Genomic DNA, 18,441 nt, shown 5'->3' on the forward strand with positions numbered 1-18,441 from the left:
TTTGAAGCGGTTAGCCGCGGTTGATTTGCCGCCGCGCATGGGTATCATCGCGGCCCATCAGGGTCAATCGGCGTGCCCTCGCGCGGCCGAGTCCCCAATCCGCCTGAGGATATTGCCCCCATGTCGACCCAACCCGTCGAAACCGTTGAAGTCAGCACTGCCAGCGTCGCCTGCGACGGCGGGCCGGGTGCGGCCGGCCATCCCAAGGTCTATCTCAACCTTGCCAAGGACGGGGCCATCGACTGCCCCTATTGCGGCAAGCGCTTCGTGCTGAAAGCCGGCGCAAAAGCCGCCGCGCATTGATTTGGCAAACCAGCCTTTGAACAGTCCCGCCGTTCCGGTCAAGCCGCGCCACGTCTATCTGGTCGATGGCTCCGGCTATATCTTCCGCGCCTATCACGCGCTGCCGCCGCTCACCCGCAGCGACGGCACGCCGACCAACGCCGTGCTCGGCTTCACCAACATGCTGTGGAAGCTTCTGGAGGAGACCGACGCCGATCATGTCGCGGTCATCTTCGACGCCTCGCGCAAGACCTTCCGCGACGCGATCTACAAGGAATACAAGGCCAACCGCACCGAGACGCCGGAAGACCTGATCCCGCAATTCCCGCTGATCCGCGAGGCAGTGAAGGCCTTCAACCTGCCCTGCATCGAGATGGAAGGCTATGAGGCCGACGATCTCATCGCCACCTACGGCGACCAGGCGGTGGCGCAAGGCGCCGATGTCACCATCGTCTCCTCCGACAAGGATCTGATGCAGCTCATCCGTCCCGGCATCAAGATGTGGGACCCGATGAAGAACCGGCCGATCGGCCCCGAGGAAGTGCAGGAGAAGTTCGGCGTCACACCGGACAAGGTGATCGACGTCCAGGCGCTGTGCGGCGATTCCACCGACAACGTGCCGGGTGTCCGCGGCATCGGCGTGAAGACCGCGGCAGAACTGATCAACACCTACGGCACGCTCGAGAAGCTGCTCGACTCCCTCGCCGACATCAAGCAGCCGAAGCGCCGCGAGACCCTGCAGACCAACGCCGAGCTCGCCCGGATCAGCAAGCAGCTGGTCACCCTGAAGCACGACGTGCCGGTCGAGCAGCCGCTTTCCGGCTTCGCCAAGCGCGGCTTCGACCCGGAGACCTTGTTCGGCTTCCTGCGCCACAACGAGTTCCGCACCACGCTGGCCCGCGTGCAGCAGAAGCTGGCCGAGCGCGGCGGCGTGCAGGTTGTGCCGGGCGCCGCGCCCCGTCCGGCGCCGGTCGTGAAGATCATCAAGAACCAGGTCACCGAGAAGGCCGCCCCGCAGGCGCATGACCGCACGAACTACAGGCTCATCACCGACGAGGCCGCGCTGGCGAAATGCATCGCCGATGCGATCCATGCGCGCAAGGTGGCCTTCGACACCGAGACCACCTCGCCGCAGGTGGCGAGCGCCGAGCTGGTCGGCATCTCGCTGTCGATCGCGCCCAATGACGGCTGCTACATCCCGGTCGGGCACAGGGGCGCCGCGGGCGACCTGCTCGGCGGCGCCATCGCCGCGCCGGACCAGCTGCCGCTCGCCAAGGTGCTGGCGATGCTGAAGCCGCTGCTGGAGGACCCCTCGGTCCTCAAGATCGGCCACAGCATCAAATACGACGTCGCGATGATGGCGAAGCACGGCATCAAGCTGGCGCCGATCGACGACACGATGCTGATCTCCTATGTGCTGGAAGGCGCGCTGCACGCCCATAACCTGGACGAGCTGGCGAGCCTGCATCTCGGCATCGACACCATCAAGTATGCCGACGTCACCGGCACGGGCAAGGCGCAGATCACTTTCGACCAGGTGCCGGTCGAGAAGGCGCGCGACTACGCCGCCGAGGATGCCGACGTGACGCTCCGGCTGCACAACCTGCTGAAACCGCGGCTGGTGACCGAGCGCCTTTCGACCGTCTACGAGACCATCGAGCGGCCGCTGATCGCGGTGGTGGCGGCGATGGAGCTGGCCGGCATCAAGGTCGACGTCAACGAGTTGAAGCGGCTCTCCAACGATTTCGGCGGCCGCTGCGTGGCGCTCGAGCAGGAGATCCACAAACTCGCCGGCACCGAGTTCAACATCGGCTCGCCCAAGCAATTGGGCGACATCCTGTTCGAGAAGCTGAAGCTCGGCGACGGCGGCAAGAAGGGCAAGACCGGCGCCTATTCGACCGGCGCCGACATCCTGGAGGAGCTCGCCGCGACCTCGGGCCATCCGCTGCCGCAGAAGGTGCTGGACTGGCGCCAGCTCACCAAGCTGAAGAGCACCTATACCGACGCGCTGCAGGACGAGATCAACCCGCGGACCGGCCGCGTCCACACCTCCTACGCCTTGGCCGCGACCTCGACCGGGCGCCTCTCATCCAACGATCCGAACCTGCAGAACATCCCGATCCGCACCGAGGAAGGCCGCAAGATCCGCCATGCCTTCGTCGCCGAGCCCGGCCACAAACTGATCTCGGTCGATTACTCGCAGATCGAGCTCCGGCTCGCCGCCGAGATGGCCGACATCCCGGCGCTGAAGCAGGCTTTCCAGGACAACATCGACATTCACGCGCTGACCGCGAGCCAGGTGTTCGGCGTGCCGGTCGAGGGCATGGATCCGATGGTCCGCCGCCGCGCCAAGGCGATCAACTTCGGCATCATCTACGGCATCTCGCCCTTCGGTCTCGCCGCCCAGCTCGGGATTCCGCAGGCGGAAGCGAAGGCCTATATCGCCGCCTATTTCGCGCGCTTCCCCGGCATCCGCGACTACATGGAGCGCACCAAGCAGATCGCCCGCGAGCAGGGCTATGTCACGACCCTGTTCGGCCGCCGCTGCCACGTCCCCGGCATCAACGACAAGAACCCGGCCCGCAAGAGCTTCATGGAGCGCGCGGCGATCAACGCGCCCTTGCAGGGCACCGCCGCCGACATCATCAAGCGCGCCATGGTCCGCATTCCCGAAGCCTTCGCCAAGGCCAAGCTCGACGCCCGCATGCTGCTGCAGGTGCATGACGAGCTGGTCTTCGAGGCGCCGGAATCCCAGGCCGAGGAAACTGCCGACCTCGCCCGCAAGGTGATGGAAGGCGCCGCCCTGCCCGCGCGGCAGATCTCGGTGCCGCTGATCGCCGAAGCCGGCATCGCCGACAACTGGGCCGAGGCGCATTAGCCGCGGGCGCCGGGCCATCTCGGCCGACATCTCGTATGGGTCCGGTATGTGCTGCAGGTGCAGCATCGCGAAGCGGACACCCGGTGGGCGCAGAGAGGCTCAAGCCCTTGGTGGTGAATATTTTTCCCGCCGTCGCCGGGGTGTAGATTTTGTGTTTCGTCCGTGTCCGGTCTGCGATGCAGTGCAGCACAGACGGCGGTGCGCGGCGCGCTGAGGAATTGTCCCGGTCTGCGTCCGGTCTGCGTTGTCCGTTGGCGCGCGCAGGCTTTCGTCTCACGCGCGGGGGCGGGCGGTCTTCATTCCGTACATGCACTGTCAATGCACAGCGAAGGCGGCGCCTGTCGGCCGCGATCGCTCGTACCGCATTCACAAAATCAAACAGCGGCCTCCGACGCGCTGCGCGCTTCCGCCTTCGCTGGAGGGCAATCATCGATATTACCACAAGAAGCACTGGAAGTCAGGCGCGAAGGCTAGCGCGTGACGGCTCAAGATGTCGTCATCGCCGGGCTTGACCCGGCGATCTGGTGCCGCCGCTCGGTCCACTTTCTTCTAGACGAGAGTCTCGAACAGATCCTTCCAGTCCGAATTCATGCTTTGAATGAGCTCGATCTTCCACGCACGCGGCCAGTGCTTGATGTTCTTCTCGCGTTGAATGGCGAGTGTGATCTCGTCATGCCATTCGAAGTAGACCAGGAGTTTGAGGCCGTAGCGCTTTGTGAATCCTGCGACGACGCCTTCACGGTGTTCCGAGGCACGCTTCGGCAGATCGCTGGTGACGCCGACGTAGAGAACGCCGTCTGGCTTATTCGTGACGATGTAGACGAAGCCGCCCTTCATGGAAATAGCGTGTCGGCGCTAGACCCGCAGGTCAATCGCCGCGATCAATTCCAGCGGATGATGGCTCAAAGAAGTGGAGCCTCACGCGGCACGAGATCCCCGGGTCAAGCCCGGGGATGACGACTGAAATAAAGCCCGCGGGTGACGACCCTTCTTTACGCCTTCCCTAAATTCTGCAGGCGCTGAATGCGCTCCTGGATCGACGGATGCGTTGCCATCAGCGCGCTGGCGTGGTCGCCGAACTTCTTCAGCGGGTTGACGATGAAGAGATGCTGGGTCGCGCGGTTGCCGATCTCCGGGCCCTTGGTGTTGCCGGCGTCGAGCTTTTCCAGCGCGCCGATCAGGCCGACCGGGTTGCGCGTCAGCTGCACCGAGGTGGCGTCGGCGAGATATTCGCGCTGGCGCGAGACCGCGAAGCGCACCAGCTGCGCGGCGATCGGCGCCAGGATCAGGAACACGATCATGATGGCGAAGACGATGATCGCCGCGCCGCCGCCGCCCTTGCTGTCGCTGCTGCTGCGCCGTGAGCTGCTCGAGCTGTTGCTGCCGCTGAAGCGGAAGGAGCGCAGCACCAGGTCGGAGACCAGCGCGATCAGACCCACCATGATCCCGACCGCGACCATGTAGCGGGTGTCGAGATTGAGCACATGGCCCATCTCATGCGCCACCACGCCCTGGAGCTGTTCGCGGTTCAGCGTGTTCAGCAGGCCGCGGGTGACCGCGATCGCCGATTTCTGCGGCGAGAGACCGGTGGCGAAGGCGTTCAGCGCCTCAGTTTCCATGATGTAGACGCGCGGTTTGGGCAGGCCGGCGGCGATCGCCATTTCCTCGACCACGTTGTGCAGCTTCGGCTCGGCTTCCGCCGTCACCTCGCGGGCGCCGTTCATCGACAGCACCACCTTGTCGCCGAAGGCGAGCGTGACACCGGCGGAGATCACGCCGATGCCGGAGAGAGCGGCTCCGCCGAGCACACCGAGACCGCTGACCGCGAAGAGCTGGAAGCGGTTGGCTCCGGTGCTCCAGGCTTCGAGCGCCCAGCCCAGCACATAGCCCAGCAGGAAGCCGATGATGATCAGCGAGAGGATCAGCACCCAGGTCTTGGCGCGGTTGTCGCGTTGCGCGGCCAGGAAGTCGGTGCCGTTGACCCGCGCTTCGGTGACCGGCGCGTGTGGCTGCTCGACCTCGGGCGCGGGCGCTGCTTCGGAAGGCGCCGCCTCGGCCTGGCCCCAGGGACCGCTCATGGCGCGTTAGCGCAGGCTGACCTTGGGAGCGACTTCGACCGCGGCGCGCTCGGCCTCGGAGACGCGCCAGAGCTCGGCATTCTGGAAGCCGAACCGGCCGGCGATGAGATTGCCGGGGAAGCTCTGCACCGCGGTGTTCAGATTGGTTGCGGTGTCGTTGTAATACTGGCGCGCGAAGCCGATCTTGTTCTCGGTCGAGCTCAGCTCTTCCATCAGCTGCTGCACCGACTGGTTGGCCTTGAGATCCGGATAGGCCTCGGCCAGCGCGAACATGCGCCCGAGCGAGGCTGTGAGCGCGGTCTCGGCGGCGATGGTCGCCGCGGTGGCGCCGGTCGCGGGCGCGCTGCCCGGATTTGCGGCGACCGCCTTGTTGCGGGCCTCGATCACCTGGCGGAGCGTGTCCTGCTCATGCCCCATATAGCCTTTGACGCTCTCGACCAGGTTGGGGATGAGGTCGTAGCGGCGCTTCAGCTGCACGTCGATCTGCGCCCAGCCGTTCGCCACCTGGGTGCGCAGGGCGACCAGCCGGTTGTAGGTCATGATGACCCAGCCGATGACCAGGACGACGAGTACGACGATGACGATGAGCGCGGTCATGGGTGTTCTCCCCTTGGCATCCCCGGCGGGAAGGGTGCCGGAAAGCGGGGGTGGCGGCAAGGAGCCTCTATGCCGTCACCCGCGGGCTTGACCCGCGGGTCTCTTGCAAGAGTTCCTCCTGGAACAGATGGCCGGGTCAAGCCCGGCCATGACGACTCCGTTTGGCCGTCACCCGCGGGCTTGACCCGCGGGTCTGGTGCCGCTGCTCGGTCCTCTTTCTACCCCAGCGTCTCGAACAGGTCGTTCCAGTCGGGATTCAGCGCCTCGATGAGGTCAATCTTCCACGCACGCGGCCAGTGCTTGATGTTCTTTTCGCGCTGGATGGCGAGAGTGATTTCATCGTGCCATTCAGTAGACCAGCGACTTCAGGCCATAGCGCTTCGTGAACCCCGCGACGACACCTTCACGGTGTTCCCAGGCTCGCTTTGGCAGATCGCTCGTCACACCGACGTAAAGCACGCCGTCGTGCTTGTTGGTCACGATGTAGACGAAGCCGCCTTTCATAAAGGAAGCGTGACCGGCGGGAGACCCGCGGGTCAAGCCCAGGATCATGTTCGGGGACGCGGGTGACGATTCTGAAATTAGCCGTCATCGCCGGGCTTGACCCGGCGATCTGGTGCGGAGATTCACGCGGTACGAGATCCCCGGATCAGGCCCGGGGATGACGACTGAAGGAAACGGGAGATTCACGCGGCATGAGATCCCCGGGTCAGGCCCGGGGATGACGACTGAAGGAAACGGGAGATTCACGCGGCACGAGATCCCCGGGTCAAGCCCCGGGTCAAGCCCGGGGATGACGGTCATTGGTCAGTCGTTGGCGCGGATGAAGTCGCGGACCAGGGGGAAGACCTGGCCTTCCCAGCGCTTGCCGCTGAAGACGCCATAATGGCCGGCGCCGGGCTGCAGGTGGTGGCGCTTCATATAGGGCTTCAGGCCCGGCAGCAGGTCATGCGCGGCCACGGTCTGGCCGACCGGGCAGATGTCGTCGCGCTCGCCTTCGACCGTCAGCAGCGCGGTGCGGCGGATCGCGGCGGGGTTCACCGGCTTGCCCTTGTAGGTCATGGTCCCGCGCGGCAGCGCATGTTCCTGGAACACGCTGCGCACGGTCTCGAGATAGAACTCGGCGGGAAGATCCGAGACCGAGAGGTACTCGTCGTAGAAGGCCTTGATCGTATCGGCCTTCTTCCAGTCGCCCCGGGCGAGGCTGTGGAAGAGATCGGTATGCGCGGTGATGTGCCGTTCCAGGTTCATCGACATGAAGGACATCAGCTGCACGAAGCCCGGATAGACCTTGCGCCGCGCGCCGGCATAGCGATAGGGCACGTCGCTGATCAGGTGGCGTTCGAACCAGTCGATGGTCTGGCTGCAGGCCAGCTCGTTGACCTTGCCGGGGTTGATCCTTGTGTCGATCGGGCCGGCCATCAGGGTCATGCTGCGCGGCTGCGCGCGGTTCTTCTCCGCCGCCATCACCGAAACGGCGGCCAAAGTCTGCACGCAAGGCTGACAGACCGCGATCACATGCGCGGGGCCGATCTCTTCCATGAAGGCGATAAGATGCTCGACATATTCGTCGAGGCCGAAGCGGCCGTGATCCAAGGGCACGTCGCGCGCGTTGTGCCAGTCGGTCAGGTAGACGTCGTGCTCGGGGAGCAGCGTCTTCACCGTCGCGCGCAGCAGGGTCGCGAAATGGCCGGACATCGGCGCCACGAGCAGCACCTTGGGCTGCACCGCCTCGATGGGCTTGCGGAAATGCAGCAGGGTGGCGAAGGGTGTCCGGAGCAGCGCCTCTTCGGTCACCGGCAGCTCGCGGTTGCCGACCGGGACGGTGTGGATGTCGAAGCTGGGGCGTTTGTGGCTCATGCCGCTGCGGGCGAAGATCTGGCAGCCGGCCCAGAAGCTCCGCAGCCAGGTCGGTCCCTCGCCGCCGCCCTCGATATGGCCAGGGGCCAGATGCGGCAATGCGTCCGCCATGCTCCGCGCCAGGGCCCGGAACGGGTCCAGCAGGTCGGCGGACGTCTGGTAACTCAAATAAATCATAGGCTTCCGTCCCGGTTCGGGCGCGAGCCGCAACCCCCGCAGACTCGAAATCCCGCTCCGTTAACACGAAGCCTAGTGCATTTGTTGCTGCACTGCGAGAAGCTTAATCCGGCATCGTGATTAAGGATGAAATGGGGAATTCGGCATGACGGCGACGCTGACCATCAGCAGCAAGAACTACTCCTCCTGGTCGCTCCGCGGCTGGCTGCTCTGCCGGCTGGCGGGGCTCGATTTCGAGGAGAAGCGGGTCTCGTCGGATGACCCCGCGACCCGCGCCGAGCTGCTGCTGCTCTCGCCCTCCTTCCTGGTGCCGGCGCTGGAGCATGACGGGATCAAGGTCTGGGACACCTTGGCCATTGCGGAATATCTCAACGAGACCTTCCCGAATGCCGGCCTGCTGCCCGCGGACCGCAAGGCGCGCGCGCATTGCCGCGCGATCTCCGGCGAGATGCATTCCGGCTTCGCCAATCTCCGCGGCTCGCTGCCGATGAACCTGAAGGCGCGGCACCAGGGCTTCAAGCTCTGGGCCGGCGCACAGGGCGACATCGACCGCGTCACCGCGATCTGGCGCGAATGTCTCTCGGCCTATGGCGGGCCCTATCTGTTCGGCGATGCGATCACTGTGGCCGATGCGATGTACGCGCCGGTCTGCGCGCGGTTCCATACCTATGACGTGAAGCTCGATGCAGATTGCGACGCTTATGCCAAACGCATCCTCGCTCTGCCGCAGATGGTGGAATGGACGACGGCGGCCTGGACCGAGCCGGAGGAGCTGCAGGAGCTGGAAGTTGAGTTTTGACAAGGGATCGTCATCCGCGGGCTTGACCCGCGGATCTCGTGGGGAGTTCGCACTGGAGAGAGATGCCCGAGTCAAGCCCGGGCATGACGGTGATTGAAGTGAAATTCCGCATCATCGCTGTCGGCCGCATCAAGGCCGGGCCGGAGCAGGCGCTCTACGAGCATTACGCGGCGCGGGTGAAGCCGGCGATTGTCTTGAAGGAGGTCGAGGAGAAGCGGCCGCTCTCCTCGGCCGAGCTGAAGGCGCGCGAGGCGGAGCTGCTGCTCGGCGCCCTCGACGAGAGCAAGGCCAAGCGCGCGGTGGTCGTACTCGACGAGCGCGGCAAGCCGCTCGGCAGCCGCGATTTCGCGGCGCGGCTGCAACGCTTCGAGGATGACGGCGCCGGCGAGATCGCGTTCCTGATCGGCGGCGCCGACGGGCATGGCCAGGCGGTGTTGGAGCGTGCCGACCTGAAGCTCTCGCTGGGCGCGATGACCTGGCCGCATATGATGGTCCGCGCCATGCTGGCCGAGCAGCTGTTCCGCGCCCAGGCGATCTTGAGCGGGCACCCCTACCATCGCGCCTGAACCGCTGGTAGAATTTCCGGCGATGGGGAAGCATTTCATTTCGGCATTGTTCGCGATCGCCTGCCTGCTGCTGGCCGCCTGTGCCCAGCCAGGCGATCCGCCGCGCGTGCCGGTGCAGGCGAGCAACGCCATGTCCTGGGAATGGCAGAGTCAGGGCGCGTTCCAGAGAACCGTCGTGCTGACCCTCTATCAAGACAGCACGGCCCTCTATGAGACCTGGGGCCCGCTCGACTCCTCGGACCCGAACGCGGCCTCCTACCGCAGCGAGACCGGGAGGATTCCATGGCCCGGCTGGGAAAGAGCTATCGAATTTGACGACGGCCAGCAGGCGCCGCTTCGGATCAAGATCGAGACCGACGGCACGTTGTCGGCATGGTGGCTCCCGGCGGGCGACTTGGACGCGCCGGACATGGCGATGCGGCCCATTCGCGGCCACGCCAAGGGAATCCGGCCGATCGACCTGCTGTAACCGACGCCCCAATCCCGCCGCATTTCGGCAATATTTCCGGGCCGATTCAACGGCTTGAGGCGCCTCAAAAGCGCTGGCGAGCGCCCTCGAACCCGGTTATCACTGACACCATATATGTCCTCCCAGACTTGACCGAGGCTCCGGCATGGCCACCGCTCACCGCCCCAAACCCGTCGTGCTCTGCATCCTGGACGGATGGGGTCATCGCGAGGCGACCGACCACAACGCGATCGCGCTGGCCAAGGGCGCCAACTGGGCGCGGCTGATCAAGGAATGCCCCTGGAGCCTGGTCGATGCCTCCGAGCTCCATGTCGGCCTGCCGCACGGGCAGATGGGCAATTCCGAGGTCGGCCATATGAATCTCGGCGCCGGCCGCGTGGTGATGCAGGACCTGCCGCGGATCGATCTCGCCATCGAGGACGGCTCGCTGGCCAGGAAGCCGGAGCTGGCCGCGTTCATCGCCAAGCTCAAGGCCAGCCCCAATGGGTCCAAGGGGGGTGCCTGCCATATGATGGGCCTGCTCTCACCGGGCGGCGTGCATTCGCACCAGGACCAGATGGCGGCGGTCGCGCGCATCATTGCCGATGCCGGCGTGAAGGTGGTGGTGCACGGCTTCACCGACGGCCGCGACACACCGCCCTCGAGCGCGCGCGGCTTCGTCGCCGATTTCGAGAAGAAGATCGCCGGGCACAAGAACATCTCTTTCGGCACCATCGGCGGCCGCTATTACGGCATGGACCGCGACAAGCGCTGGGAACGGGTCGAACTGGCCTACAACGCCTTCCTCGGCGAATCCGAGTTCAAGGCGCCGACCGCGGATGCCGCGGTCGCCGCGGGCTATGCGCGCAAGGAGACCGACGAGTTCATCAAGCCGACCCTGGTCGGCGGCTTCAGCGGCATCCAGGACGGCGACGGTATCTTCATGGCCAACTTCCGTGCCGACCGGGCGCGGCAGATTTTGATGGCCTTCCTCGATCCCGGCTTCAAGGATTTCGCGCGGAAACGCGTGGTCAGCTTCGCGGCGGTTCTGGGCATGGTCGAGTATTCGAGCGCGCTGGCGAAGCTGATGCCCTGCCTGTTCGAGCCGCAGGAGATGCGCCACACGCTGGGGCAGATCGTCTCCGAGGCTGGGCTGAAGCAGCTGCGCATCGCCGAGACCGAGAAATACGCGCATGTCACCTTCTTCTTCAATGGCGGCGAGGAAACGCTCTTCCCCGGCGAGGAGCGGATCCTGGTGCCCTCGCCCAAGGTCGCGACCTACGACCTGCAGCCGGAAATGTCGGCGCCGGAGGTGACCGACAAGCTGGTGGCGGCGATCGAGGCCGATACGTTCGACCTCATCGTCGTCAATTTCGCCAACGGCGACATGGTCGGCCATAGCGGCAATCTCGAAGCCGCCGAGAAGGCGGTGCTGGCGGTGGACAAGAGCCTCGGCCGGCTGCGCGACGCGGTGGTGAAACAAGGCGGCGTGCTGCTGATCACCGCCGACCACGGCAATTGCGAGCAGATGACCGATCCCGAGACCGGCGAGCCGCACACCGCCCATACCCTGAACCAGGTGCCCTTCATCCTGGTGAACGGGCCGGCCTCCAACAAGAAGCTCGCCGGCGGCCGGCTCTCGGACGTGGCGCCGACCATCCTGGAGCTGATGGGCCTGGACCAGCCGAAGGAAATGACCGGCCATTCGCTGCTGCACGAAACGAAAGACGAAGCGCTGCGCGCCAGTGCCCAATAAGCGCAGCATCCTCCTGATCGCGACGGCGCTGGGCCTGCTCGGCGCCCATGCCCATGCGCAAACCACGCCGGCGCCGACGGAACTCGACGCGATCCAGAAGCAGATCGAGCAGAGCAAGGCGCAGCAGGAGGCGCTGAAGGCCAAGGCCGAACAGCTCGACAAGGAGATCGCCGACCTGCAGGCCGAGGCGGTCAAGGCGGCCCATGACGTGCAGGACACCGAGAGCCAGGTGACCGAGCTCGAGGACACGCTGGCGGCGCTCTCCGACGAGGAGAAGGAGAAGTCGGCGGCACTGGAGCAGGAGCGCGCGCGGCTGACCCAGGCGGTGCTGGCCTTGCAGCGGCTCTCGACCCAGCCGCGCGAGGCCCTGCTGTTCTCCTCCGAGACGCCGATCGACGCGGCGCGCACCGCGCGGCTGCTCGGCATCATCACGCCGGAGCTCGACGCCCGGGCGCGGTCCCTGCAGAGCGACCTCAACGAGTTGCATGAGATGCGCGAGCAGATGGCGCAGGAGCGCGACCAGCTCGCCAAGGCTGTCACCAAGCTTGCAAAGGAGAATGACCGGCTCGCCGGCCTGATCCGCAAGAAGGGCCAGGCGCAGAAATCGACCTTGGCCGAGAGCGCCTCGGCCGAGGCCAAGCTGCAGAAGCTCGCCGGCCAGGCCAAGAACCTGCAGGATCTGATCGAGCGCTTGAACAAGGCCAAGGCCGAGACCGGGCCCGCGGCCTCACCCCCGGGCACGGACCAGCAGCTCGCCTCGGTCACGCCGGGGACCGGCAGCGCCGCGCCGACAAGCGCGCAGCGGATGCAGCAGCCGGCCAGTTTCCGCAATTTCCCCGATGCCGGGCGGATCGATGCCAAGAACCCGATTTTCGCCCCGGCCCGCGGGCGGATCCTGACACATTTCGGCGATGCCACGGATACCGGGGGCGCCTCCAAGGGTTTGGTGCTGGAAACCCGTCCCGGGGCGCAGATCGTGGCGCCGTTCGACGGCCGGATCGCCTTCGAGGGACCGTTCCGCTCCTATGGCCAAATATTGATCATTGAACATGGCGGCGGGTATCATACTGTGCTCGCCGGATTGGACCGGGTCGATGCCGTGGTCGGTCAGTGGCTGCTCGCCGGCGAACCGGTGGGCTCCATGGCCCCCGTCGGAGCGCCGCAAGGAAGCGGCGACCTATCGCCGGCCGGTCGCCCGAAACTCTATCTGGAGCTGCGCCGGAACGGACAGCCGGTCGATCCCGTTCCCTGGTTCAGCACCGCAGAAATCAAAACCGACAGTCAAGCCGTCAAACAATAAAGGTCAATGATCCGATGTTCCGCACTTCGCTCCTAGCCACGGCCGCCCTGATCGGCGGGGTGGCGATCGGTGCCTTCGCCTTCCGCCCGGACCTGGTCTCGGCGCAGTCCGTGACCGCCGAGAAAACCGGCGACACCAACACCTACGAGCAGCTCAACCTGTTCGGCGAAGTGTTCGAGCGCATCCGCTCGTCTTACGTCGAGCCGGTGAAGGACGACCAGCTGGTCGAGAGCGCGATCAACGGCATGCTCTCCGGCCTCGACCCGCACTCCTCCTACATGAACGCCAAGGACTATGGCGACATGCAGATCCAGACCAAGGGCGAGTTCGGCGGCCTCGGCATCGAGGTCACCATGCAGGACGGCCTGATCAAGGTGGTGTCGCCGATGGACGACACGCCCGCCGCCAAGGCCGGCATGCAGCCCAACGACCTCATTTCGCATATCGACGGCGACCCGGTGCTGGGCTTGAGCCTCAACCAGGCGGTCGACAAGATGCGCGGCGAGGTCGGCTCCTCGATCACCGTGACGGTGATCCGCGGCAACCAGGAGCCGTTCGACGTCACCATGAAGCGCGCGGTCATCACCTTGAAGTCGGTGCGCTGGGAGATGCAGGACAACAACATCGGCTATATCCGCATCACCAGCTTCAGCGAGCAGACCGACAGCGGGCTGAAGAGCGCGATCGCCGCGATCAAGACCGCCGCCAAGGGCAACCTGACCGGGCTGGTGCTCGACTTGCGCAACAATCCGGGCGGCCTGCTCGACCAGGCGATCGCGGTCTCCGACGATTTCCTGGACAAGGGCGAGATCGTCTCGACCCGCGGCCGCAACCCCGACGACGGCCAGCGCTGGAACGCCGAATCCGGCGACCTGCTGGACGGCAAGCCGGTGATCGTGCTGATCAACGGCGGCTCCGCCTCGGCCTCGGAGATCGTCTCCGGCGCGCTGCAGGACCATCACCGCGCGATCCTGATGGGCACCAAGTCGTTCGGCAAGGGCTCGGTGCAGTCGATCATCCCGATCCCGAACCACGGCGCCATCCGGTTGACCACGGCGCGCTACTACACGCCGAGCGGCCGATCGATCCAGGCCAAGGGCATCGATCCGGACATCATCGTCGAGCCCGCGAAGATCGAGACCCAGGACGACAACGGCAAGCACGAGGCGGATCTGCGCGGCGCGCTCGCCAACCCGGACGACGCGCAGAAGAAGGCGCCGGAGATCAACAGCCAGGAGGGCAACCCCCAGCCCGGGCCGGAGAGCCAGAACGGCGAGCAGAAGAAAGAGGACCAGGCGCCGGCCAACGTGCAGCCCGGCACCAATGTCGACCAGGCGCAGCAGAAGCCGCATGTCGGGTCGGAGAAGATCGCGATCACCGATCCGGAGAAGGACTATCAGCTGGCGCGCGCGCTCGACCTGCTGCAGGGCCTGGCCCTGGTGAAGAACGGCGCGAGTTCCGCCGACTGAGGATGCCGGCCGGGCGGACCCGTTCCGCCCGGCCGCTTTCATGATGCGGCCTCACGTCGATCGCGAATCCGGAGGAACCGGCCGCTGGCTTCTGCCGGCGGCCGTTCTCGTTGTGGGCGGCGCCGCGGCCGCACTCTATTTCGCCGGCGACCGGATTTCCGACCAGATTCATTACCTGCTGGCCAGCAGCAGCGGCGGCGATCTCGCGCCGGTGCCGCAGCCGCGCAGCAGCGGGACCCAGAATCCTGCCGCCGCCGATCTGGCCGAGATGCCGGCGCTGGTCGCGACCGACGGTGCGGCGCCGGAGAGCTGGCCGGCGCTCGCGCCGGCCGATCTGCTGGCGCAGAGCACGGCGCTGGGCGACCGCGCGCTCCAGGACACCGCCTTCGACCAGCCGCCCTGGCGCCGCTTCGCCCGGCCGTTCGCCGCGCCGGCGGGAAAGCCGCTCATCGGATTGCTGGTGACCGGGCTCGGGCTCGACCGCGCGGCGACCGCGGCCGCCATCGCCGGCCTGCCGCCGGAGGTCTCGCTGAGCTTCAGCCCCGCGGCGAAGGACCTCGCCCAGTGGATCGCCGCGGCGCGCGCCTTCGGCCACGAGGCGCTGGTCGACCTGCCGCTGCAATCCAAGGACCGGCGCGATCTCGGCGCGGACGGCATCCTGATCGGATTGAACGCCGGCGAGGCGGCGCGGCGCCTCCAGGCGATCGCCGATTCCGCGCCGGCGGTCTTGGGCTTCGCCGGGGCGGGCGGCGACGCGCTGCTGCTGGACGACGGCACCACGGCGATCCTGGCCGGCGAAATCGCCCGCCTCGGCCTCGCCTTCATCGACACCAGCGGGGAGCCGATGAGCCAGATCCTGCCCGCCGCGCAGGAAAGCGGCCTCGCCGCCGCGCGCAGCACCGTGACCTTCGACCTGGGCATGTCGCGGGCGGCGATCACAAGACAGCTTGCGACGGCGGCCGAGGTCGCGCAAGAAGAGGGACATGCGCTGGCGGTGGCGCCGGTCTCGCCGACCACGGTCACCCTGCTGGCCGATTGGCTGCGCGAACTCGGCGCGCCGGATCCGCTTCCGGCGCCGGCCAGCGCGCTGTTGCAGAGATGAGATGATGGGCAAGGACAAAGCGAAGCAGAAAGCGAAAGACGGGCCTTGGGACTATGACGCCCTGCCCTATCGCCGCGGCGTCGGCATCGCGCTGTTCAACGCCAAGGGCAAGGTGTTCGTCGCGCAGCGCCTGGATTCCCCCGGCCCCGCCTGGCAGATGCCGCAGGGCGGGATCGACAAGGGCGAGACGCCGCTCGACGCGGCCTGGCGTGAGCTGCACGAGGAGACCGGTGTAACCAGCGCCGAGCTCATCGCCGAAACCACGGGTTGGCTGACCTACGACCTGCCGCCGGAGCTCGCGAAGACCTTATGGAAGGGAAAGTATCGCGGCCAGGAGCAGAAATGGTACGCCTTCCGCTTCACCGGCCCGGAGAGCGAGATCGACATCGCGGGCGAGCACCCGGAGTTCTCGGAATGGAAGTGGGCGGATTTCCGCATGGTGCCGGAGCTCATCGTTCCGTTCAAACGGCCGCTCTATCAGAAGCTGGTGCTGGAGTTCGGGTACTTGGCGCGGTGACCGCCGCGGCCTTCAGAAAGCCATAGTCGTTTGCGATGCTGCCCCCTCATGACCTGGAGAGGCCTTGTCATCGCGCTTGCCGGCTTCGTCGCCCTTTTCGGCGCGCAGCGCGCCTTGGCACAGCCGATCGAAATGATGTCGCTGTGGGAATCGCCGGGCAAGGACGATCCCGCCAGCGCCTGGCCGGCCGGCCTCAGAATCGTGATCTATGACGACGGGCAGGTGCTGAAGCTCGTGCGCGCGGCCACGCCGACGGCCGAGGCGCAGGTTGTGACAGGGCACGTCTCTCCGGAGGGCGCGAAGGACCGCGCCGCCGCGACCTTCGCGATGCTGTCCGGAGCCCCCGCGCCCGAAGACATCAAGGCTGATTTTCCGGAACGGCGCTGGACCGTGCTGCAGGTCTGGGATGCCGCCCGCAAGGACCATGCGAAATGGTCGGTCGTCGGCCATCCCTGCGCCGGCCTTGAAGGAAGCGCGCCTGACCCTTTGGATGAACAGGTGCGCGCCGCGCTGGACAAGCGATTCCGCGACGCCTGCGACATGCTGGCCAACACCCGGGTGCCGGATGCGGTCGACTGGTCGCCGCAGACCCTGCGGATATATCTGACCGGGTCCGATAAAGCGACAGACAACGCCGCGCCCTGGCCGCTGGATTGGCCAGTAGAAATCCGCCAGGGGAGTTACTTGTCGGTCTGCCTCGACCGGCAGGCCGCCACCCAAGAGCTGACGCGCAAGCTCATGTCGCTGGATAAGAGCCTGCAGCAATCGGCGGTGGGCATGCTGGTCAAATCCCCCGACGGCACGAACTGGCGTGTCGCAGGCATCGGCTATGCGCTTCCCGGGCCGATCTTTCATGTCGACCGGGGCAGTGACTACGTGAACATCGGCTCCGTCGCCGAAGGGCCCTGCTGGCGGCCGTAGTTCAAGCGCGTGGTCAGCATCACGCTGTTGCCGACCAGCAACTCCCGGGAGGACTATGTGACCGCGCGGCTCCCCTGCAGCGCCGCGGCGGCGATATGCTCGGCGACCCGCACCGCCTGAGCGACCACAGTCAGCGACGGGTTGAAGCCGGTCGAGCTCGGCAGGAAGGACGCATCCACGACGTAGAGGTTGTCCATGTCCCAGACCTTGCAGTAGGGATCGAGCACCGAGGTCGCGGGATCGGCGCCGAAGCGCGCGGTGCCGCATTGGTGCATGGCGACGGTGATGTCCATCTTCTGGGTGATGACGATCGGATAGCCGATCGCGCGCATCAGTTTCGACCAATGCCGCACCAACTCGTTGTGGGACTTCAGGTTGTTCGGCGTGTAGACGACGCGGATCGTCCCGTCGCCGTCCAGCGAGACCCGGTTCTCGGGATCGGGCAGGTCCTCCGACATGATCCACCAATCGACTGAGCGTTCGGCGAAGCGATCCATCAGCCATTCCAGCAGGAAGCGCGCGCCAGCGGTCAGCATGCCGCCCTGCAGCTTGCCGAGCCCTTGCACATTGCCCAGAGGATAGGGCCGAACCGCATTGGCCAGATAGAAGTCGTTGATGCAGAGCGACTTCTGGAACACCACCGGATTGCGGCGCAGCGGGTTGATCGCCATCATCGCGGTGTTGTTATGCGCCATGTAATTGCGGCCGAGCTGGTCGGACGCGTTGTTGCCGAGGCCGCGCGGATGCTTGTCGTTGGCCGAGCGCAGCAGCAGGGCAGTCGAGTTGATGGCGCCCGCGGCGGCGATGAAGAGACCGCCCTTGACGGTGAGCGGCGTGCCGCCGCTCTTGACCGCGACGCCGGTGACCTTGCGCCCCGAGGGATCGGTCAGCAGCCGCTCGACCTTGGTGTCGAGGATGAGATCGACCTTGCCACCGGCGAGCGCCGGGCCGATCAGGCGGATCTCCGCATCGTTCTTGGCGCCGAGCTTGCAGGCAAATCCGTCGCAGGTGGCGCAGCGGATGCAGCTGCCGCCGTCATGCCGGTCGACCGCGATCGGCAGCGGAAAGGGTCGCAGCCCTTTCGCCCGCAGCTTCTCGGCGATCGCCGCGATCACCGGCTCATGGCCGATCGGCGGATGCGGCATCGGCCCGGAACGCGGCGGCTCGATCGGATCGGCGCCGGCCAGGCCATGCGTGCCCATCAGCCTTTCCGCCACGTCGTAATAGGGCGCCAATTCCGCGTAGCGGATCGGCCAGGCGGGCGCGACGCCGCCTTCATGCTGCAGCGCTTCGAAGTCCGCCTCGCGGAAGCGCACCGTGGCTGCGCCGAAGAATTTCGAATTGCCGCCGACATAGTAATAGGTCGAGGGATTGAACGGCTTGCCGCTGCGGTCGCGCCAGGTTTCCTTGGCGGTGTATTTCTTCTCGTGGAACACCGCCTTCACCGACCAGTTGTCGGCCTCGCGCGGCAGATAGTTGCCGCGCTCGATCACCAGCACCGAGGCGCCGGCTTCGGCCAGCCGATTCGCCATCGCGCCGCCGCCGACTCCGGCGCCGACGATCACGACGTCGTAGGACTCCTTGATGATATTCGTCACAGCGCCCCCCGCGGATTGGCATAAGATTGCCCCGGACTCCGCGGTCCATCAAGCCGGCATCGGTGTCAACCCGCCTTTCGTCTTGAGCCGCAT

At 66.2% G+C, this 18,441-nt stretch carries 17 protein-coding genes; 11 read left to right on the forward strand and 6 right to left on the reverse strand.

Going from position 1 to position 18,441, the window contains the following annotated elements:
* Window positions 1–120: 120 nt before the first annotated feature.
* Complete coding sequence (locus tag ACYQ4T_RS24665; RefSeq protein WP_459859281.1) at window positions 121–303, forward strand: zinc-finger domain-containing protein; 183 nt, start codon at window positions 121–123, stop codon at window positions 301–303.
* Between the two features lie 16 nt (window positions 304–319).
* On the forward strand, window positions 320–3,160 hold the full coding sequence (gene polA, locus ACYQ4T_RS24670) for a DNA polymerase I (protein ID WP_459859282.1): 2,841 nt from the start codon (window positions 320–322) through the stop codon (window positions 3,158–3,160).
* Between the two features lie 549 nt (window positions 3,161–3,709).
* Here polA and ACYQ4T_RS24675 read toward each other — a convergent pair.
* The 5 genes from ACYQ4T_RS24675 to ACYQ4T_RS24695 all read right to left on the reverse strand — a co-directional run bounded on the left by ACYQ4T_RS24675 (window position 3,710) and on the right by ACYQ4T_RS24695 (window position 7,872).
* Window positions 3,710–3,997 (reverse strand): GIY-YIG nuclease family protein, encoded by a 288-nt coding sequence (locus ACYQ4T_RS24675; protein WP_459859283.1) that lies wholly within the window; start codon window positions 3,995–3,997, stop codon window positions 3,710–3,712.
* A gap of 155 nt (window positions 3,998–4,152) precedes the next feature.
* Window positions 4,153–5,238, reverse strand: coding sequence for a M48 family metallopeptidase (locus ACYQ4T_RS24680; protein WP_459859284.1), 1,086 nt, complete (start codon window positions 5,236–5,238; stop codon window positions 4,153–4,155).
* 6 nt (window positions 5,239–5,244) lie between these two features.
* Entirely contained in the window at window positions 5,245–5,835 is a 591-nt protein-coding gene (locus ACYQ4T_RS24685; RefSeq protein ID WP_459859285.1) for a LemA family protein, read from the reverse strand.
* Between the two features lie 348 nt (window positions 5,836–6,183).
* Window positions 6,184–6,387, reverse strand: coding sequence for a GIY-YIG nuclease family protein (locus tag ACYQ4T_RS24690; RefSeq protein WP_459859286.1), 204 nt, complete (start codon window positions 6,385–6,387; stop codon window positions 6,184–6,186).
* A 255-nt stretch (window positions 6,388–6,642) separates the two neighbouring features.
* A complete protein-coding gene (locus ACYQ4T_RS24695; protein ID WP_459859287.1) occupies window positions 6,643–7,872 on the reverse strand; it encodes a polyhydroxyalkanoate depolymerase in 1,230 nt (409 codons plus the stop codon).
* A gap of 145 nt (window positions 7,873–8,017) precedes the next feature.
* Between ACYQ4T_RS24695 and ACYQ4T_RS24700 the strand changes: the two genes are divergently transcribed.
* The 9 genes from ACYQ4T_RS24700 (at window position 8,018) to ACYQ4T_RS24740 (ending at window position 16,750) form a co-directional block, all read left to right on the forward strand.
* On the forward strand, window positions 8,018–8,671 hold the full coding sequence (locus ACYQ4T_RS24700; RefSeq protein WP_459859288.1) for a glutathione S-transferase family protein: 654 nt from the start codon (window positions 8,018–8,020) through the stop codon (window positions 8,669–8,671).
* A gap of 98 nt (window positions 8,672–8,769) precedes the next feature.
* Window positions 8,770–9,237, forward strand: coding sequence for a 23S rRNA (pseudouridine(1915)-N(3))-methyltransferase RlmH (gene rlmH, locus ACYQ4T_RS24705; RefSeq protein ID WP_459859695.1), 468 nt, complete (start codon window positions 8,770–8,772; stop codon window positions 9,235–9,237).
* A gap of 22 nt (window positions 9,238–9,259) precedes the next feature.
* Entirely contained in the window at window positions 9,260–9,706 is a 447-nt protein-coding gene (locus ACYQ4T_RS24710) for a hypothetical protein (protein ID WP_459859289.1), read from the forward strand.
* A 145-nt stretch (window positions 9,707–9,851) separates the two neighbouring features.
* On the forward strand, window positions 9,852–11,441 hold the full coding sequence (gpmI, locus tag ACYQ4T_RS24715) for a 2,3-bisphosphoglycerate-independent phosphoglycerate mutase (RefSeq protein WP_459859290.1): 1,590 nt from the start codon (window positions 9,852–9,854) through the stop codon (window positions 11,439–11,441).
* Window positions 11,431–12,741 (forward strand): murein hydrolase activator EnvC family protein, encoded by a 1,311-nt coding sequence (locus tag ACYQ4T_RS24720; protein WP_459859291.1) that lies wholly within the window; start codon window positions 11,431–11,433, stop codon window positions 12,739–12,741. The genes gpmI and ACYQ4T_RS24720 overlap by 11 nt, the downstream gene beginning before the upstream one ends.
* Before the next feature lie 14 nt (window positions 12,742–12,755).
* Window positions 12,756–14,210 (forward strand): S41 family peptidase, encoded by a 1,455-nt coding sequence (locus tag ACYQ4T_RS24725; RefSeq protein ID WP_459859292.1) that lies wholly within the window; start codon window positions 12,756–12,758, stop codon window positions 14,208–14,210.
* A gap of 40 nt (window positions 14,211–14,250) precedes the next feature.
* Complete coding sequence (locus ACYQ4T_RS24730) at window positions 14,251–15,312, forward strand: divergent polysaccharide deacetylase family protein (protein WP_459859293.1); 1,062 nt, start codon at window positions 14,251–14,253, stop codon at window positions 15,310–15,312.
* 1 nt (window position 15,313) lies between these two features.
* Window positions 15,314–15,829: an RNA pyrophosphohydrolase gene (locus ACYQ4T_RS24735; RefSeq protein WP_459859294.1), complete on the forward strand. Its 516-nt coding sequence runs from the start codon at window positions 15,314–15,316 to the stop codon at window positions 15,827–15,829.
* Between the two features lie 48 nt (window positions 15,830–15,877).
* Window positions 15,878–16,750 carry a hypothetical protein gene (locus ACYQ4T_RS24740; RefSeq protein WP_459859295.1) on the forward strand — a complete coding sequence of 291 codons (873 nt, stop codon included), beginning with the start codon at window positions 15,878–15,880 and terminating at the stop codon, window positions 16,748–16,750.
* 53 nt (window positions 16,751–16,803) lie between these two features.
* Here ACYQ4T_RS24740 and ACYQ4T_RS24745 read toward each other — a convergent pair whose 3' ends face one another.
* Complete coding sequence (locus ACYQ4T_RS24745) at window positions 16,804–18,348, reverse strand: GMC family oxidoreductase (RefSeq protein ID WP_459859296.1); 1,545 nt, start codon at window positions 18,346–18,348, stop codon at window positions 16,804–16,806.
* Window positions 18,349–18,441: the final 93 nt, after the last annotated feature.

The sequence above is a fragment of the Dongia sp. agr-C8 genome (assembly GCF_054658695.1).

Coding starts and splice junctions, on each gene's coding strand:
- ACYQ4T_RS24685 (WP_459859285.1), bottom strand. CDS start 5,835: ATGACCGCGCTCATCGTCATCGTCGTACTCGTCGTCCTGGTCATCGGC.
- ACYQ4T_RS24735 (WP_459859294.1), top strand. CDS start 15,314: ATGATGGGCAAGGACAAAGCGAAGCAGAAAGCGAAAGACGGGCCTTGG.
- ACYQ4T_RS24730 (WP_459859293.1), top strand. CDS start 14,251: ATGATGCGGCCTCACGTCGATCGCGAATCCGGAGGAACCGGCCGCTGG.
- ACYQ4T_RS24700 (WP_459859288.1), top strand. CDS start 8,018: ATGACGGCGACGCTGACCATCAGCAGCAAGAACTACTCCTCCTGGTCG.
- ACYQ4T_RS24710 (WP_459859289.1), top strand. CDS start 9,260: ATGGGGAAGCATTTCATTTCGGCATTGTTCGCGATCGCCTGCCTGCTG.
- ACYQ4T_RS24690 (WP_459859286.1), bottom strand. CDS start 6,387: ATGATCCTGGGCTTGACCCGCGGGTCTCCCGCCGGTCACGCTTCCTTT.
- ACYQ4T_RS24695 (WP_459859287.1), bottom strand. CDS start 7,872: ATGATTTATTTGAGTTACCAGACGTCCGCCGACCTGCTGGACCCGTTC.
- ACYQ4T_RS24675 (WP_459859283.1), bottom strand. CDS start 3,997: ATGAAGGGCGGCTTCGTCTACATCGTCACGAATAAGCCAGACGGCGTT.
- ACYQ4T_RS24725 (WP_459859292.1), top strand. CDS start 12,756: ATGTTCCGCACTTCGCTCCTAGCCACGGCCGCCCTGATCGGCGGGGTG.
- ACYQ4T_RS24665 (WP_459859281.1), top strand. CDS start 121: ATGTCGACCCAACCCGTCGAAACCGTTGAAGTCAGCACTGCCAGCGTC.
- ACYQ4T_RS24740 (WP_459859295.1), top strand. CDS start 15,878: ATGACCTGGAGAGGCCTTGTCATCGCGCTTGCCGGCTTCGTCGCCCTT.
- ACYQ4T_RS24680 (WP_459859284.1), bottom strand. CDS start 5,238: ATGAGCGGTCCCTGGGGCCAGGCCGAGGCGGCGCCTTCCGAAGCAGCG.
- gpmI (WP_459859290.1), top strand. CDS start 9,852: ATGGCCACCGCTCACCGCCCCAAACCCGTCGTGCTCTGCATCCTGGAC.